We start from the raw sequence: 16797 nt of genomic DNA on the forward strand, positions 1-16797 counted from the left end.
CCAGCGGCGTGCCGTTTTTGGCTTAATTGCCTCTTAAAGACCTACAGTCCAATCAGCTGTCCAATTGTTATCAGCATCTTTTACTGCGCCCACGAAATCTACGTCAGAGAAGAAACTATCCACAGCACTTAAGTCCGCAGAAGGCGTTGCATCAATTGTAAATATCCCATTTACAACAGCAGTACCATCAGTCAATACCGTATTATTTGGTTGTGCGAGGAACCAAGCGTTAGTATCGAAACCATCAGAATCTTTAACTGCTTCTGTTTGGCAAGAGATAACAGAGTTCTCAAATCTAAGTTGAGGATCATTGGTGCCGTCTACGTTACCGCGTAAAGTCGCATCACCCACCAAATCTAACTCCAAGCACTCTCCCATTCCTTCAGGCCCTGTAATGACGAAGTTGAATAGTTGAGCATTAGTTTGGTCACGAAGTAACACACCTTCGGAATCGTCCTCACCATCAAAGGTATTACCAATAACAGTCATGTTTGCAATCATAGGGTTAGAGAATGCAGTGCCTGCGCCACCATCACCATCACCCTCGATACCACGGTTAGCATCTGAATCGTCATCAGCATGTTTAACTAAAACAAATTGCATTTTGCCGTTGTAACCATTGTCCCAGTCCACAGAGTCATCTTGGATACCCGTTAGAACAAGGTACTTAGCATTCACACTACCACCAAAGAACTCAACACCATCGTCAGCGTTTTTATGAACTTGTAAGTACTCAACCAAAGTACCTGAACCTACACCACCAAACGTTATACCATTTAGTTCATTGTCTGGAGCAATTTCGAATCCACCATGCATTACACGCACAAAACGCAACGTACCCGAGTTATCTTCAGAATTAGTACCGCCGAACACCGCACCTTCTTGAGCACCTTCTACCTGCAAAGAACAATCTGAACCATCCTGCGGACACTTCGTAGACGGCGCGTTACCCAAAATAATCATACCACCCCATTGACCGGCACTACCGTTTGCCAAGCCAGCTTCAACACCATTGGCAATATGATCTTTAGATGTGAAGGTAATTGGAGAAGATTCAGTGCCATTTGCTTCAATTTTGGAACCACGACTCACAATTAAATAGTCGTTGCCAGACGCTCCATATACAACTACACCAGGCTCAACAGTCAGAGTAGCACTGTTCTCATTATCACCACCAACGAATACGGCACCAGATAAAGCATAATGGTTGCCAGCGGTCAGCGTTAGGTTCGATGTAATTCTACCGGTCACTTCGCAAGTCGTAGTGCTACCGTCCACTGAAGGTAATGTAGTCGTGCCCGCGGGACAACCAGACTGAGATTGTACGACTTGAATAGTGCCACCACCAAAGCCAAATGCCCAACCTTGGCGCCAATCATCTTCACCCACGGCACCAACAAATTCATTGGTTTCGAAGAAAGCGTCTAATGTTGCAGGGTTACCACCAGCAGTCAGTAGGTCACTCTGACTGGTTAAAGTGCCATCTATGTTTAAACCAAGATTTGCTCTGTCAGCAAATGCTATCAGTTGGTTACTATCTTGTGTTTCGGTGAACCAAGTTTCTAAATTCACGTCACCTTCACTGAAATTGAAAGGCTCATCACACGCAATTACAGAGTTGGATATGGTAATACCACCGTCAGTCAAATTCCCTTGGACTGTTGCGTCGTTATCCATTTCTAAACACTCACCCATTCCCTCAGGGCCAGTGATAAGTAGATTCATGATTTGCGCACCCGTCTGGTCTCTGAGTAACACACCTTCAGAATCATCTTCACCGTCAAACGTATTTCCTACGATAGTCATGTTAGCGACCATTGGGCTAGAGAACTCAGTACCATCGCCGCCGTCACCATCGCCTTCAATACCTCGGTTAGCATCTGAGTTGTCAGAAGCATGCTCAATATAGACGTATTGGAGCTTACCGTTGTAGCCGTTGTCCCAATCCACAGAGTCATCTTGAATACCGGTTAATACAAGGTTTCTAACATTTACGGAGCCACCAAAGAATTCAACACCATCGTCAGCATTTGCGTGAACTTGCACAAAGTTGACATCTGTAGCCGAACCAACACCGCCAAAGGTAATTCCGTTTAACTCATTGTCAGGAGCAACTTCGAAACCAGCATATTTAATAACAAAATAATTAAGTGAGCCGGAGTCGTCTGCGCTATCAGTACCGCCGAAGACCGCACCCTCTTGTACACCTTCAACTTGCAATGAACAATCTGAACCATCTTGAGGACATTTAGTTGAAGGTGCGTTACCTAATATAACCAAGCCACCCCATTGCCCAGCTTCAACAGAGTCACCAACAACATCATTAAACGATGTCATGATTACAGGAGCAGAAGCTGTACCCTGAGCTTCAATTTTTGAGTCACGGCTCACTACTAAGTAGTCTGCACCTCGGCTACCAAAAATAATCGTGCCTTCTTCAACTTCAAGCGTTACGCTATCCGCTTTATCGTTGCCCACAAAAACGGGACCTTCTAGTGCCCATACTGTGTCGTTAGTTAGGCGAACTACGCCACCATTGACTTCGTCAGCCAAAATACGCCCCGATAAAGTGCGAACTTCAACGCTTTCTCCTAGTGCAGTAGAAACCTGCCCAGATAAGAAAGCAGACGCTGAGCCGGGCTTTGTCTCATCAGGAGTCGTCGGGGTAGGCGCATCAGTATTGCCGCCATTATTGTTGGTGACGCTATTGTCACTATTGTCGATGATATCGCCTTCAGAAATATTGATATCTCCACCACACGCAGCTAAAGCAACAGTGGTTGCGAGTGCAGATACTTTAAAAAGTCCGTTGAGTTTCATTCGTGTCTCCGATGAGAATTATGCTTTAAGTACAAAAACGCAAAGAAGAGTAACGTAGGAAAGTGACAAATTTGTTACATATTGAAACTGTAACAAAAGCTTCATAATAAAATTAAACTATTGTTTTTATTATACTTTTATCTATTTATCTAAAATAAGATTCAACTGCCGCTGCAACAAACGACCAGTAACAGGAAAATAGTGGCTATCACTTACCACCTGTTGACCAGCTTCGGATAACACATACGTTAAAAATGTTTTTTCTAGCAAAGGTAAGGGTGTATTGGGTGCTTTGTTGACGACAATGTAGAGATTACGAGTAAATGGGTATTTTCCAGACGCTATATTTGTTGCGCTCGGTGCAAAATATTGCTCTCCATCTACACTAAGCGATATGGATTTAACATCACGGCTATTGTGACCCAGTGCAGCATAACCAATCGCGCCAATACTCGCGCCCACCGACTGAACTATTGACGAGGAACTCGGCATTTCATTCACGGTGACGGCGTAGTCGCCATCACACAGAGCGAGCTTTTTAAACAAGTCATAGGTGCCCGATGCAGAATTTCGGCCAAACACTTGTATCGCTCTATCACCGCCAAATTTTGTTACACCTAGTTCTGTCCATTTGCTGATCGTGTTCGAATGACCGCAAAAACGAGTAATAGAAAATATTGCATCAAGCTGCGCAATGGTCAGTCTTTCGAGCGGATTGTTTTTTTCGACATAAATATTGATAGCATCTAAAGCGACAACCAATGCAGTGGGCGGGTAGCCGTGTTGACTAATAAAGCGTTCTATCTCTACTGATGTTAACGCTCGGCTCATGGGACCAATACTCGCTGTCCCTTGAGTCAAAGCTTGTGAAGCGGTTGCAGAACCCGCGGCTTGTATTTGAAACTTGATATGAGGGTATAAGCGCTGAAATGCCTGCGCCCACAAAGCCATCAAATTGGCTAGGGAGTCTGAGCCCACTGAACTAATACTGCCGTAAACACCCGGTGTGCCGCGATAATCAAGCTTATCTGTTGTACTTTTGTCTTCTTGCGCGTGTAATGCAGGCAATGCTGTACACGCAATCAGCAACACACCAATCAATATCTTGTTCAAAGGATAGACAAAAGCTGTGAATACAGACTTCATACAAATTTGTGGCCATTCAAGCAGGACTTATACACCCTCTTTTTGTTTGATGAGCTCAACAGGCAATAAAAATGAAAATTCACTGCCTTGCCCCACTCTACTCTGAATTTCTAAGTTGGCATTATGATGGTGAAGTACATGTTTGACAATAGATAAACCGAGTCCTGAACCGCCGGTTTTTCTGCTTCTCGCTTTGTCTACTCGATAAAAGCGCTCGGTGAGTCGTCGCAGGTGCTTGTCCTCAATACCATCGCCATTATCAATCACTGCAAAGTAAGCACCGTTTGCCCTGCGCTTCCAAACGACATCAATGGTCCCGCTTGGCGGTGTGTAATGTATGGCGTTAAAAATAAGATTCGAGCAAGCACTCCTCAACTCGGTTTCAACGCCGTACACAATTAATTCAGGGTCAATGTTAAAAGTGATACGGTGTTTTTTCTCTTTATTTAGTGCTTCTGCTTCTATATTTATTTGTTTGAACATGGCTTGCATATCAACCACATTCTCAAAAATCCGCTCTGCACTTGACTCTATTCGAGAAAGAATCAACAAATCTTCTATCAGGCTTTGCATCCGATAGGTTTGCGTGCCCATTTCTTGTATCGCTTTTGACACGATGGGCGGCGCGTCCACATAACTCGAATCCAACACTTCCAAATAACCATTAATGACGGTTAAGGGTGTTTTCAATTCGTGAGACACGTTCGCGACAAAATCTTTTCGCATTTCCTCAAGATGAGACACGCGCGACACATCTCTCACAATCAAAAGCAATTGATCTTCGCCGTATTGCATGATGCGATATTCAAATGTCTTCAATGGATTGGTTGGTGCCGGAATTTCTATTGGATATTGAAAGTCACTTTTTTCAAGATACTCTACGAATTTTGGATGACGAATCAAATTATCTATGCGTCGTCCACTGTCATCAGGCCACCGCAAGCCTAATTCTATTCGCGCATTGCGGTTACACCAAACTATACGTACATCACTGTCGATGACAACGACAGCATCAGGCAGTGCTTCTGAACCTTCGCGAAAGCGCTTAACCAATTCTCCAAGGTTTTTGCGTTTGTTGCGATTTCGGCGCTGAAGGTGATAAATCCCCTCGTAGATATGATGCCATATACCAGGTGCACTGGGAGGGGACATGGTTCGGCTTTGCCACAACCATTTAGTGAGGCGGTACAAGTGCACATAGTTAGAAACAAGTAAAGCGGCAATGGCCAACAACACCGCAAGCGCAATATTGTCAAAATACAGACCTGCAATCAAACTCCCGCCAATATACATGGAAAAGCGTACCACTGTTCTTGACCATGATTGCGGATAATACATGTTGAATTACCTTGGTCTTTTATTAGATTTTTGCAGAAAATCTATAGCCTGAGCCTCGCACAGTCTGAATCATTGCATCGTGCCCATTATCAGATATCGCCTTTCGCAAGCGTCTAATATGTACGTCTACCGTGCGGTCTTCAACATAGACATTGGTACCCCATACATTGTCTAGCAACTGTTCGCGACTGTATACGCGCTCTGGATGGGTCATAAAGAAATGTAAAAGTTTAAATTCTGTTGGCCCCATGTCTATCGGTTCACCTGCACTGGTGACCCGATGAGATACCGGTTCTAAAATAAGACCATTAAACTCAATAGGCTCCTCTTTAGAAGTCGGGGTAACGCGCCGCATAACAGCTTTAATTCGGGCAACCAATTCTTTTGGTGAAAACGGCTTGGTCACGTAATCGTCAGCCCCCGCCTCAAGACCTCGAATTTTGTCGTCTTCCTCACTGCGTGCAGTAAGCATAATCACAGGAATGTCTTTGGCAAATTCATGCTGTTTTAACTTTTTGGCTAGTTGCACCCCACTGCCACCTGGCAACATCCAATCTAGCAATATTAAGTCTGGATAGGGTTCACAGATTTTGTTCAAGCCAACATCATAGTCTTCAGCTTCATCAACATTAAAACCAGCTTGCTCCAAGACAAAACTCAGCATATCCCTAATCGGGGCTTCATCTTCAACTAACAAAATGGTACGCGACATTTTTTTCACTCGAGTCATTAAATTCGACCGTATTATTAGAGTGCTCTGTGACAGTTTTATGAAACAAAGCGCAAAAGATGTCAAGTAAAGCCACCGTATTGCTCGTTTTATGACAAATTGATGACAACAAACACAAAATCGGTTTGTCAGTGCCGTTCAAGCTTGTTAGTCTCTGTGCCCCCAATTTATTGAAGTAAGTATCATGTGGTTTAAAAACTTAAAGATCTATCGATTTACAACGGACTTTTCCCTAAACACAGACACGCTGCAAACCGAGCTTGAGCGCATGGTATTTAAGCCGTGTAGTTCTCAAGAAATACAAAGTATGGGTTTCGTTAGTCCAGTGCCCAATGGCGAATTACTGTTTCATGCAGCCAACAGTGCCATCGGGATTTGCTTAAAGCGTGAAGAAAAAATACTACCCGCAAGTGTGGTAAACGGGGAGCTTGCAGACAAAGTCAAAAAAATAGAGTTTGAAACAGGCTCACCTGTCGGCAAAAAAGCACAAAAAGACCTCAAAGAAGACATTATCCAAAACTTGTTGCCAAGAGCCTTTAGTAAGAGTGCCGTTACCAATGCTATGGTGTTATTGGATCGACAAGTGATTGTTGTAGATGCGAGCAGTGATAGCGCTGCCGAGGTAGTGCTTTCATGCTTACGCAAATGTATCGACAGCCTTCCCGTTGTGCCTTTTGTAAAGTCCCAACAACAACATATATTAACCGACTGGTTAAAGCATGATGCACCGGAGTTTATCGAACTATTAGATGAAGCAGAATTTAAATCTACCGCCGATGATGGCGCAAGCGCAAAAGTGAAAAAACAAGACCTTGATGCTGACGAGGTACTGGCTCACATTCAAGCAGGAAAACTAGTCGAGAAAATCGCAATAAACTATAAAGACCGTTTAAATTGCATTATCGCTGAAGATATTAGTATCAAACGCCTTAAGTTCACAGACCTAGTCATGGAGCAAAATGAGGATATTCCAAAAGACGAAATAGCAGCTAAGTTTGACGCTGACTTTAGCTTATTCTCGGCAGAGATAGCTGAATTCATCGATGATTTAAGTAAAGTGTTCGCAGAGGAGCAATAGTCTTTTAACGAAGAAGTGTTTATTGAGTGTTGCTGCTATTTTTCACAGCAACACTCAAATGTATAACAGCCTCTAATTACTGACAGGCATTAAATTACGAAAAAATCGCCTTTGCATTTTCTCGCAGTTCCACAAACTCATCTGATTTCAGAGTTTCGATATCTTCAAATACACCTCTCGTTTGAGCTTGTGAAAGTACGTCTTCTGGCTTATCAATCAGTCGAGCTAAAGCCGCGCCCGTTCTAACAAAATCCAAATAGCCAACTTGAGAGGTATTAAATTCAACGTCTCTCCAATGTTCAGCACATTCAATAAACACTTCATTAAAACGCCACTCGCGCATAATACTGCCACCTATTCTGCCTGCTAGTTTATCGATAGCTACATCTAAAAATGATGGGTTGGCAAATACGCTGTCATGTCTTTCCGCTTCGGTCAATACTGGCAATGCACCAATATCTGCCACTAATGCACACAATGCCATGGTATCCAAACTTAGATTATTGTCTTTGTTTTCTTTTTGAAACAAGGTCAACGCAGCCATTGAGTTGGCAACGATATCAATGATTTGCCCCCACTTTTGTGCCATATATTTTTTTACTAAATCATTTTTGGAGACAAAAAGTTGTTCCATCGCAAGTGCAGTAGCGATGTTTTTAACCTGAGACAAACCAATGCGCGTCACCGCTTGTGTCGTTGAAGCGACTTTAACAGTGCGACCTAAATAAGCACTGTTACTTATTTTTATCATTCTTGCGCTTAACGAGGGATCTTGACCAACGACTTCCGCCATGCCATTTAAGTTAATATTAGGATCATCCGCTGCCTTTCGGACTTTTAATGCAATTGCTGGTAAGGTGGGAAGAACCAGCGTGTCGTTATTGATTTTTTCGACGAGTATAGTAAGTAGAGCATTTTGTGTTGACATGTAAGAGCCTTAAATTTCAGTTATACAAGTAACGAATATCCTTACATTTCCACCTACGAAAGACGTAAGCACTCCCTGTTGTAAGTTTAATCTAATCGCTCAGAAAAGCGATATCTTTTGCTATTCAGTTTTTAATCTTTCTTGGTAAGGTGGCCATCCTAGCGGCTTACCGGCAAGCACATGCAGATGAATATGGTAAACAGTTTGACCCCCATCTGGATTGCAATTCATTACCGTACGAAACCCTTGTTGTGCTACACCTAAATCTGCACAAATGTTTGCTGCAACGCGGTACATATAACCAATGAGTGCATCATCATCAGACTGAATGTCGTTTATCGTAGCAATAGGCTTTTTCGGGATAACTAAAAAATGAACGGGTGCTTGCGGACTAATGTCTTTAAACGCAAGCACTTGATCATCTTCAAATAATATATCGGCAGGGATCGTTTTATTTATAATTTTTGTGAAGATAGTTTCTGACATTTTTTGTCCTATTGAGGTCTACTAAGCAAAAACAAAGATAAGTAACACAACACCTAATACCAATCGATAAATAACGAAAGGCAACATGCCAATTCTCGATATCCAATTTAAAAATAGAAATATACAGGCGTATGCGGCAACAAAAGAAAATGCAGCGCCGTAAAGTAAAGCAGACCAATCTATTGCTTCATTGGCGCTTACTAAATCGAGCGTGGAAAACAAACCAGCGGCTAAGATAATAGGAATCGATAACAGAAAAGAAAACCGAGCAGCCGCTTCACGCGTTAAGCCCATCATTAAACCTGCAGTCATAGTAATCCCAGAACGAGAAGTGCCGGGTATTACAGCAACAGCTTGTGCAATACCTATCAGGATTGTTTCTTTGATGCCAATGTTTTCAAGCTTTTTTATTTGCTTCGCTTTAGCATCGGCATACCACAGCAATAAGCCAAACACGATTGTCGTTGTCGCAATAACAAGCGCAGAGCGAGCATAGACTTCTATAATATCTTTCATCAGATACCCAAAGGTTCCGGCTGGGATCGTGCCAATGATCACCCACCATGCCAAACGGCTATCTGTGGATTGTTGCTTGCTAAATCCATGACCAAACCAAGCTAAGCTCAAGCGCCAGATATCCTCTCTAAAGTAAATCATCACCGCAAGCAAACTGCCTACGTGAACGGCAACATCGAACGCTAAGCCTTGATTATTCCACCCCAACACTTCTGAAGGCAGGATAAGGTGAGCAGAGCTAGAAATGGGCAAAAACTCGGTTAGGCCTTGGATAATGGCTAAAATAATTATTTCAAACAAGGTCATTTGGCAGTATTACTCCATGTAAAAGTAGAAGGCCACAAACGCTGAGCAGACTTATCAAAAGCTTGCCACAACTGCGCATAGGTCTTCTTGGTTTTTGGGTGTATTTGTTCCGGCACTATATCTGCCATGGGTTTGAGCACAAAGGCATTAAATAGTATTTCTTCGCGTGGTAATACCACTGGAAAATCACAAACTACCTCATCGTAAGTCAATAAATCTAGGTCAAGCGTGCGATCCGAAAACTTCTCAGCATGCCTTGTTCGTCCGCATTTTGTCTCAATGACTTTAAGTGTTTGCACCACTTCAGCTATATTTGCAGAAGTCGTGGCGCCTACAACCAAATTAAGAAAGGTATGGCTAGTAAAGCCAACAGACTCAGTTTCATAAATCGGTGATAAATCAAGTTGACCAAAGGCTGCATGCAATTCATCAAGTCCTTTTTGCGTATTGCGTTCCTTGTCTATATTTGAGCCGACGCTAATTAATATTGCATGCTTGATCGAGCTCAAGCCTGACCTTCTTTATCTGAGTCAGCTTTGCTGCGCCTCATGATTACGCCGACGCCTTTGGCATTCGAGATAATATCGGGCTTGTTGATAGTCAGCGACACGGTCTTTAACGGATAATAAGAAAACAAGGTATCGAGCATTTCTTTTCCGAGCGCTTCCAGTAATTGAAAACGACTATTGCTCGCCACTTGAGAGAGGGTTTCAGCAATGTGCCCGTAGTCAACAGTGTCGTCTATGTTATCTGTTTCACTTGCTTTACTTAAATCTGTAGCGATTTCGATATCGACGATAACTCGCTGTTTCTCGTTCCTTTCAAAGTCGTAAACACCAATGATGGTTGAAAGTTCGAGCCCTTGGATAAAAACAGTATCTTTCATAGGATTAGTACATCAGACCAGTTGTTGCGCCGAATGCGACAGCTAGCAATACAATCAGCACTTTAGTATTCTTGCGCGTTAGTTTATCGAATTGCTTGTAGCAAGTATATGACAACGTGGGTAGTTTTTTACATCTTAGTGGCATATTTTGCAGGCGCTATCTCCAGCGCCATACCACTATGTCGTATATTGAACAAACCCGATCCACGCGCAGAAGGCTCAGGTAATCCAGGCGCCACTAATGTGCTCAGGGTTGCAGGAAAAGTCCCCGCCTTGACAGTGTTGCTTTTCGACGTGTTGAAAGGCGCAATACCTACCTATCTTGCCTATTTACATGGTTTGCACGATTGGACACTGGGTTTAGTTGCGATCAGTGCATGCATAGGGCATATGTACCCCATCTATTATCGCTTTGAAGGCGGAAAAGCAGTAGCCACCGCACTGGGTGCTATGTTGCCAATAGGCTGGCCCTTAGCTATATCGCTTTTGGCTACTTGGCTACTCGTTTTTCGGCTATCCAGGTATTCATCTTTAGCGGCATTAACCACGCTTATTTTTGCTCCATTCTACACTTATTTGTATAAACCTGAGTTTACTGTTGCCGTGAGCATGTTGTCGGTGTTAATCATAGTAAAGCACAAGAGCAATATAGTTAGGTTATTGAAAGGCATAGAGAAACCTGTCTAAACATTTTTTAACGGAGACAGGTTTTCTAAAGGCCAACGCGGCAGGGAAGTAGCAGAAATCTCAGTTCGCTGGCCCGCTACTAGGCGCTGACAACCGGCATAAGCGATCATTGCACCATTATCTGTGCAATATGCCAAACTTGGGTAAAACACCTCAAATGCGCCGCTTTTTGTTGCGTTTTCAAATGATGCCCTCAATCGCTTGTTCGCGGCCACACCGCCCGCCAATACTAGCCTTTTGTATGCTGTTTGTTTCAATGCACGCTTACACTTGATCAAAAGCGTATCGACGATGGCCTCCTCAAACGCCAAGGCTATATTGGCATGGGTTTGGTGAGCGCCATCACAGCTACGAATAGTATTCGCTGCAAATGTTTTTAAACCACTAAAACTAAAATCTAAGCCTGGGCGGTCGGTCATTGGTCTAGGGAATTGATAGTGTCCAGTCTCCCCTTCTTCGGCAAGCTTAGATAACAAGGGGCCGCCAGGATAGTCCAGCCCCAATAGCTTAGCTGTTTTGTCGAAGGCTTCCCCAGCAGCGTCGTCCACAGATTCACCAAGCACGCGATATTCACCAATACCTTTTACATCGACCAACATGGAATGACCGCCAGACACCAACAAAGCCACGAATGGGAAGGAAGGTGGGTTATTATCTAACATGGGCGCAAGTAGATGCCCCTCCATGTGATGCACCCCAATCATCGGCTTTTTCCATGCATAAGCCAAAGCTCGCGCCATAGAAGAGCCCACTAGCAACGCGCCAATCAACCCCGGACCACGCGTATAAGCAATGCCATCTATGCCCTGTTTATCTAAACCTGCACTTTGCAGTGTTCGTTCAACCAGTGGTACAATCTTTCGTACGTGATCGCGTGAGGCTAGCTCAGGCACAACACCACCGTAGTCAGTGTGCAGTTTAACTTGACTGTATAATTCGTGCGCTAACAAGCCTCTTTGATTATCGTAAATAGCGATCCCAGTTTCGTCGCAAGATGTTTCAATACCAAGAACAATCATGAATACCTCGTTGTTTGAGGCGAGCAGTATAAATCCTGAAACCCAAAGGTCAAAATAAGTTTTCTTTTTTAGGTTTTATTTCTTTACAACTTGCTATGAAAAGAGTACTATTCCGCACCATTTTTTAGCCCGGGTAATTAAATTAACGCAGAGAAATACCCGGTTGATTTAATTTCTGAGGTGAGAATTTAATGCCAATTGTTAAAGTTAGAGACAACGAACCGTTTGACATCGCTCTAAGAAGATTCAAACGTTCATGTGAGAAAGCAGGTGTACTTTCTGAAGTACGTCGTCGTGAGTTTTTTGAAAAGCCAACTTGGGAGCGCAAGCGCAAGAAAGCAGCTGCCAAAAAACGTCACATGAAAAAATTGGCGCGTGAAAATGCACGTCGCGTAAAGCTTTACTAAGTCTTCGCGAATGTTTTTCCGAAAAGGCGTCGATAGACGCCTTTTTTTGTGAGTGAAAAAGCTTACAATAAAACCTATTGAACTAGTCATTACAATAATAAAGGCAAGCTTATGTCCTTACTAGACACACTAAAAACAGCTCAAAAAGACGCCATGCGAGCAAAAGACAAGTTATCGCTGGGCACTATCAGAATGGCCTTGGCCGCAGTTAAGCAAAAAGAAGTGGACGAACGCGTTGAAGTTAATGATCAAGACGTACTACAAATTTTGACCAAAATGGTTAAACAACGTCAAGAGGCAGCCACTCAATTTGTTCAAGGTGATAGACAAGATCTCGCTGACAAAGAAAACGAAGAAATCGAAGTGCTTAAACGATTTTTACCAGCTCCTTTGAGTCAAGCAGAGATCATGGATATTGTCGAAAAAGCAATAACAGATACAGCCGCTACAAGTATTAAAGACATGGGGAAAGTGATGGGTATCGTCAGGCCACAAGTGCAAGGCAAGGCAGATATGGGGCAAGTCAGCGGACTCATAAAAAGTAAATTAGGCTAAATCCATTCTTACAAGGACAAGTCAATGGCAGGCCGGATCCCTAACGATTTTATCGAAGACCTTGTCGCACGAAGCGATATCGTAGATATCATTGATAGCCGTGTAAAACTAAAAAAAGCCGGCAAAAACTATCAGGCATGTTGTCCATTTCACAACGAAAAGACCCCCTCTTTTACGGTCAGTCAAGACAAGCAGTTTTATTATTGTTTTGGCTGTGGGGCTAAGGGCAATGTCATTGGTTTTCTCATGGAATATGACAGGCTCGAATTTGTCGAAGCAGTCGAAGAATTAGCCAATAGTGCCGGGCTGACGGTTCCCAGAGAAGGCCACTCAACCAGCTCCGTACCTAGCCGCAGCAAAAGTGAACGCGAACTCGACTATCAATTAATGGAAGATGTTGCGCGTTTTTATGAGTTTCAACTCAAGCAACACACGCAAAAGCAAAAGGTAATTGACTACTTAAAGGGTCGGGGGTTGTCTGGCGAAGTCGTCAAATACTGGGGGATCGGCTATGCCCCCAACGAATGGGACACAGTACTCAAACAATTTGGCGAAACGCCTGCCCGCCAATCACAGCTGTTGGCACTAAAACTCGTCAACGAAAATGACAACAAGAAGCGCTACGATTTTTTTCGTGATCGCCTCATGTTCCCCATTCGAGACAAACGCGGACGCGTCGTCGCTTTTGGCGGACGGGTAATAGACACCGATGGTCCCAAATACCTAAACTCGCCAGAAACGCGAATTTTTCATAAAAGTAACGAACTGTACGGCCTGTTCCAAGCAAGGAAAGAACACCGTTCTCTTGGACGCTTGCTTGTGGTCGAAGGCTACATGGACGTTGTCGCGCTCTCTCAATATGGCATTCGCTATGCCGTCGCCGCATTAGGCACAGCAACTACGCCAGAGCATATTCAAACCATGTTTAAATCTACTCACGAGGTAATTTGTTGCTACGATGGTGATCGCGCTGGACGCGAAGCAGCATGGCGAGCCTTAGAGAGTGCGCTAGCCTATTTAAAAGATGGACTGGTGATGAAGTTCTTGTTTCTACCTGATGGTGAAGATCCCGACACCATGGTGAGAAAAGAAGGTAAGGCGCAATTTGAAGCACGCCTGAATGACGCGGTTCCCTTATCACAGTTTTTCTTCTCAACGATGCGCGACAAACACAGCATTGGCAACATCGAGGGCAAAGCAGCCTTAAAGGCCGAAGCTATGCCACTGATTAATAAAATTGCAGGTGAAAACCAACGCGATATGATGTTAGCCGAATTAAATAAATTATGTGGAGACGGACACCGTTTTACCACCGAACTTGACATAAAAAAAGCGCAAAAATACAGTAAACCCAAAGCAAAATCGTTTCAGAAAGTGTCAGTAAAACAATCGCCTATCAGGGTCATGATGCGTTTGTTGTTAGACAGCCCCGTTATCGCCAGTAAACACCCACAGGTAAAAGTTGAAGCCCTGCTGAATGCCGACATTCCTGGCGTGCAAGTCTTGCACGAACTGCAACAATACTGCTTTGCCCACCCGCAAGCTAATACTGGAAGTATTTTAGAAGCTTTTCGACAACATCCAAATAGCAATCACCTTGCAAAGCTCCTCACCACAGAGTTATACGATGGCATTGATGTAGAAAAAGAGTATGTCGATTGTTTTAAAGCCATGCTAAAACAATATTTCGAATCTCGACTAAACACCCTTCAATACTTGGCGACATCGGCTCAAGGTTTAAGCCCTGAACAAGAACAAGAGCTTAGTTTTTTGATGAAAAAGAAAGATCAAATGTAAGGCTCTATTCGTATCTTTGTGAGAAGGCGGCGATGTGGGCAAGCACAAGAAGTCACGATGATACTGTACTGGATTATCCCGAAGTAACTAGCATAATAATCCGCTGATATTAAGTTGGAAATTTGAGCGTTTAATATGCTATACTAGATGATTCGCTGCAAAGTGGTATGACGAGTAAACACTAACAGCGCCAGCTGTTATAATTTACTTGATATGAAGACTATTGTGACTGCATTCTTAGCGGTTGCAACTAAACGTGTAAGGTATACTGTGCAAAGTAAGCAATCCCAGATTAAACTCCTGATTGCCAAAGGCAAAGAGCAAGGTTATTTAACATTTGCTGAGGTAAATGATCACTTACCTGCGGATATTGTCGATTCTGATCAGATCGAAGATATCATTCGGATGATCAATGACATGGGCATCCAAGTGTTTGAATCAGCACCGGATTCCGATGAACTCCTTATGCAGGAGAGCACCACTGATGAAGAAGTCGCGGAAGCCGCAGCCCAAGCGCTTGCTACCGTAGAAAGCGAAATTGGACGTACTACCGATCCCGTTCGTATGTATATGCGTGAAATGGGCACTGTCGAACTGCTTACACGCGAAGGCGAAATAGAAATCGCAAAACGCATAGAAGACGGTATCAATCAAGTTCAATGCTCTGTTGCCGAGTACCCAGAAGCCATCACCTATCTGCTTGATCAATGGGACTTATACGAAGCTGAAGAGATTCGCCTAAGTGACATTATTCTTGGCTTTGTTGATCCAAACGAAGAAGATCTTGCCCCTACCGCGACTCACGTTGGCTCAGAGTTGTCTGAAGAAGAGCTCGATGACGAAGATGACGACGAAGATGAAGATGAAGAAGACGACAATAGCATTGATCCTGAGCTAGCCAGAGAAAAGTTCACTGCACTCCGTGAACAATATGCTAAAGCACGTGAAGTCATCGAAAGTAAAGGCAGAGCACATGAGAGTGCAAAAGCAGAAATTAGTGCGCTAAGTGAAGTATTTAAAGAGTTTAGACTCGTACCCAAACAGTTTGACCGCATGGTAAGAAACATGCGCGAAATGATGGATCGCGTGCGTATTCAAGAACGTTTAGTCATGAAGTTCTGCGTTATCAAGGCCAAAATGCCTAAAAAAGACTTCATTCGTATGTTTGCTGGCAACGAAACAACAACAGATTGGCTAAAAGAAGCCTTAGGCAGTGACGCGCTGTATGTTCCCAAATTAGAAACATTTAGCGAAGAAATTGAACGCTGTATCAGTAAGATGAATGCAGTTGAACAAGAAACTGGCTTAAGCATTCACGACATCAAAGACATCAATCGCCGCATGTCTATCGGTGAAGCGAAAGCGCGCCGCGCCAAAAAAGAAATGGTTGAAGCGAACCTACGTTTGGTTATATCCATCGCCAAAAAATATACAAATCGCGGATTACAATTCTTAGACCTAATACAAGAAGGTAATATTGGTCTGATGAAGGCCGTTGATAAATTTGAATATCGCAGAGGATATAAGTTTTCTACTTATGCGACATGGTGGATCCGTCAAGCAATTACTCGCTCAATTGCTGACCAAGCGCGCACCATTCGTATTCCTGTGCACATGATCGAAACTATCAACAAGCTAAACCGCATATCTAGACAAATGTTACAGGAAATGGGTCGTGAACCGACGCCTGAAGAACTATCTGAACGTATGTTAATGCCCGAAGATAAAATTCGTAAGGTGCTTAAGATAGCAAAAGAGCCTATTTCTATGGAGACGCCAATCGGTGATGATGAAGATTCGCATCTTGGTGACTTTATTGAAGATACGACCATTACTCAGCCATTGGATAACGCAACAGGCAACAGCTTAAAAAATGCAACACAAGAAGTGTTAGCAGGCCTCACCGCTAGAGAAGCAAAAGTGCTGCGTATGCGTTTTGGTATCGACATGAACACCGACCACACGCTAGAAGAAGTGGGCAAACAGTTTGATGTAACACGCGAGCGTATTCGTCAAATTGAAGCTAAGGCATTGCGTAAACTTCGTCATCCAAGTCGCTCAGAGCAACTCAAGAGCTTCTTAGACGAATAGTCCTTAT

The 16797-nt window shown here is 43.4% G+C and carries 16 protein-coding genes; 6 read left to right on the plus strand and 10 right to left on the minus strand.

What is annotated here, in order from left to right:
* Window positions 1–33: 33 nt before the first annotated feature.
* The 4 genes from ACFOHL_RS05420 to phoB all read right to left on the minus strand — a co-directional run bounded on the left by ACFOHL_RS05420 (window position 34) and on the right by phoB (window position 6016).
* Window positions 34–2820: a hypothetical protein gene (locus ACFOHL_RS05420; RefSeq protein ID WP_376919183.1), complete on the minus strand. Its 2787-nt coding sequence runs from the start codon at window positions 2818–2820 to the stop codon at window positions 34–36.
* A 141-nt stretch (window positions 2821–2961) separates the two neighbouring features.
* Window positions 2962–3966, minus strand: a complete 1005-nt coding sequence (locus ACFOHL_RS05425) for a PstS family phosphate ABC transporter substrate-binding protein (protein WP_376919184.1) — start codon at window positions 3964–3966, stop codon at window positions 2962–2964.
* Window positions 3967–3993: 27 nt separating this feature from the next.
* Window positions 3994–5304: a phosphate regulon sensor histidine kinase PhoR gene (gene phoR / locus ACFOHL_RS05430; protein WP_376919185.1), complete on the minus strand. Its 1311-nt coding sequence runs from the start codon at window positions 5302–5304 to the stop codon at window positions 3994–3996.
* A gap of 22 nt (window positions 5305–5326) precedes the next feature.
* Window positions 5327–6016 carry a phosphate regulon transcriptional regulator PhoB gene (gene phoB, locus ACFOHL_RS05435; RefSeq protein ID WP_376919186.1) on the minus strand — a complete coding sequence of 230 codons (690 nt, stop codon included), beginning with the start codon at window positions 6014–6016 and terminating at the stop codon, window positions 5327–5329.
* A gap of 202 nt (window positions 6017–6218) precedes the next feature.
* On the opposite strand from phoB, the gene rdgC reads away from it, so the two are divergent.
* Window positions 6219–7112, plus strand: coding sequence for a recombination-associated protein RdgC (rdgC, locus tag ACFOHL_RS05440; protein WP_376919187.1), 894 nt, complete (start codon window positions 6219–6221; stop codon window positions 7110–7112).
* Window positions 7113–7206: 94 nt separating this feature from the next.
* Here the strand turns inward: rdgC and ACFOHL_RS05445 are convergent, their stop codons facing one another.
* The 5 genes from ACFOHL_RS05445 to folB form a co-directional block, all read right to left on the minus strand.
* Window positions 7207–8040: an HDOD domain-containing protein gene (locus ACFOHL_RS05445; RefSeq protein WP_376919188.1), complete on the minus strand. Its 834-nt coding sequence runs from the start codon at window positions 8038–8040 to the stop codon at window positions 7207–7209.
* A 120-nt stretch (window positions 8041–8160) separates the two neighbouring features.
* Window positions 8161–8526, minus strand: a complete 366-nt coding sequence (locus tag ACFOHL_RS05450) for a histidine triad nucleotide-binding protein (RefSeq protein WP_376919189.1) — start codon at window positions 8524–8526, stop codon at window positions 8161–8163.
* 21 nt (window positions 8527–8547) lie between these two features.
* Entirely contained in the window at window positions 8548–9348 is an 801-nt protein-coding gene (locus ACFOHL_RS05455; RefSeq protein ID WP_376919190.1) for an undecaprenyl-diphosphate phosphatase, read from the minus strand.
* Window positions 9345–9857 carry a 2-amino-4-hydroxy-6-hydroxymethyldihydropteridine diphosphokinase gene (gene folK / locus ACFOHL_RS05460; protein ID WP_376919191.1) on the minus strand — a complete coding sequence of 171 codons (513 nt, stop codon included), beginning with the start codon at window positions 9855–9857 and terminating at the stop codon, window positions 9345–9347. Before folK ends, ACFOHL_RS05455 begins: the two co-directional genes overlap by 4 nt.
* On the minus strand, window positions 9854–10234 hold the full coding sequence (gene folB / locus ACFOHL_RS05465) for a dihydroneopterin aldolase (RefSeq protein ID WP_376919192.1): 381 nt from the start codon (window positions 10232–10234) through the stop codon (window positions 9854–9856). Before folB ends, folK begins: the two co-directional genes overlap by 4 nt.
* A 108-nt stretch (window positions 10235–10342) precedes the next feature.
* On the opposite strand from folB, the gene plsY reads away from it, so the two are divergent.
* The gene (gene plsY, locus ACFOHL_RS05470) at window positions 10343–10921 is read left to right on the plus strand and encodes a glycerol-3-phosphate 1-O-acyltransferase PlsY (protein WP_376919193.1); all 579 of its coding nucleotides are present in this window, start codon (window positions 10343–10345) and stop codon (window positions 10919–10921) included.
* Here the strand turns inward: plsY and tsaD are convergent.
* A complete protein-coding gene (tsaD, locus tag ACFOHL_RS05475) occupies window positions 10918–11940 on the minus strand; it encodes a tRNA (adenosine(37)-N6)-threonylcarbamoyltransferase complex transferase subunit TsaD (protein ID WP_376919194.1) in 1023 nt (340 codons plus the stop codon). The genes plsY and tsaD overlap by 4 nt on opposite strands.
* A gap of 191 nt (window positions 11941–12131) precedes the next feature.
* On the opposite strand from tsaD, the gene rpsU reads away from it, so the two are divergent.
* From rpsU to rpoD, 4 genes are all read left to right on the plus strand, one after another.
* The gene (gene rpsU / locus ACFOHL_RS05480) at window positions 12132–12347 is read left to right on the plus strand and encodes a 30S ribosomal protein S21 (RefSeq protein WP_110430302.1); all 216 of its coding nucleotides are present in this window, start codon (window positions 12132–12134) and stop codon (window positions 12345–12347) included.
* A gap of 111 nt (window positions 12348–12458) precedes the next feature.
* Window positions 12459–12902, plus strand: coding sequence for a GatB/YqeY domain-containing protein (locus tag ACFOHL_RS05485; RefSeq protein ID WP_376919195.1), 444 nt, complete (start codon window positions 12459–12461; stop codon window positions 12900–12902).
* Between the two features lie 24 nt (window positions 12903–12926).
* A complete protein-coding gene (gene dnaG, locus ACFOHL_RS05490) occupies window positions 12927–14699 on the plus strand; it encodes a DNA primase (protein WP_376919196.1) in 1773 nt (590 codons plus the stop codon).
* Window positions 14700–14912: 213 nt separating this feature from the next.
* Complete coding sequence (gene rpoD / locus ACFOHL_RS05495) at window positions 14913–16790, plus strand: RNA polymerase sigma factor RpoD (RefSeq protein ID WP_376919197.1); 1878 nt, start codon at window positions 14913–14915, stop codon at window positions 16788–16790.
* Window positions 16791–16797 lie beyond the last annotated feature (7 nt).

It is taken from the genome of Agaribacter flavus (assembly GCF_042646125.1).
Lineage (GTDB): Bacteria > Pseudomonadota > Gammaproteobacteria > Enterobacterales > Alteromonadaceae > Glaciecola > Glaciecola flavus.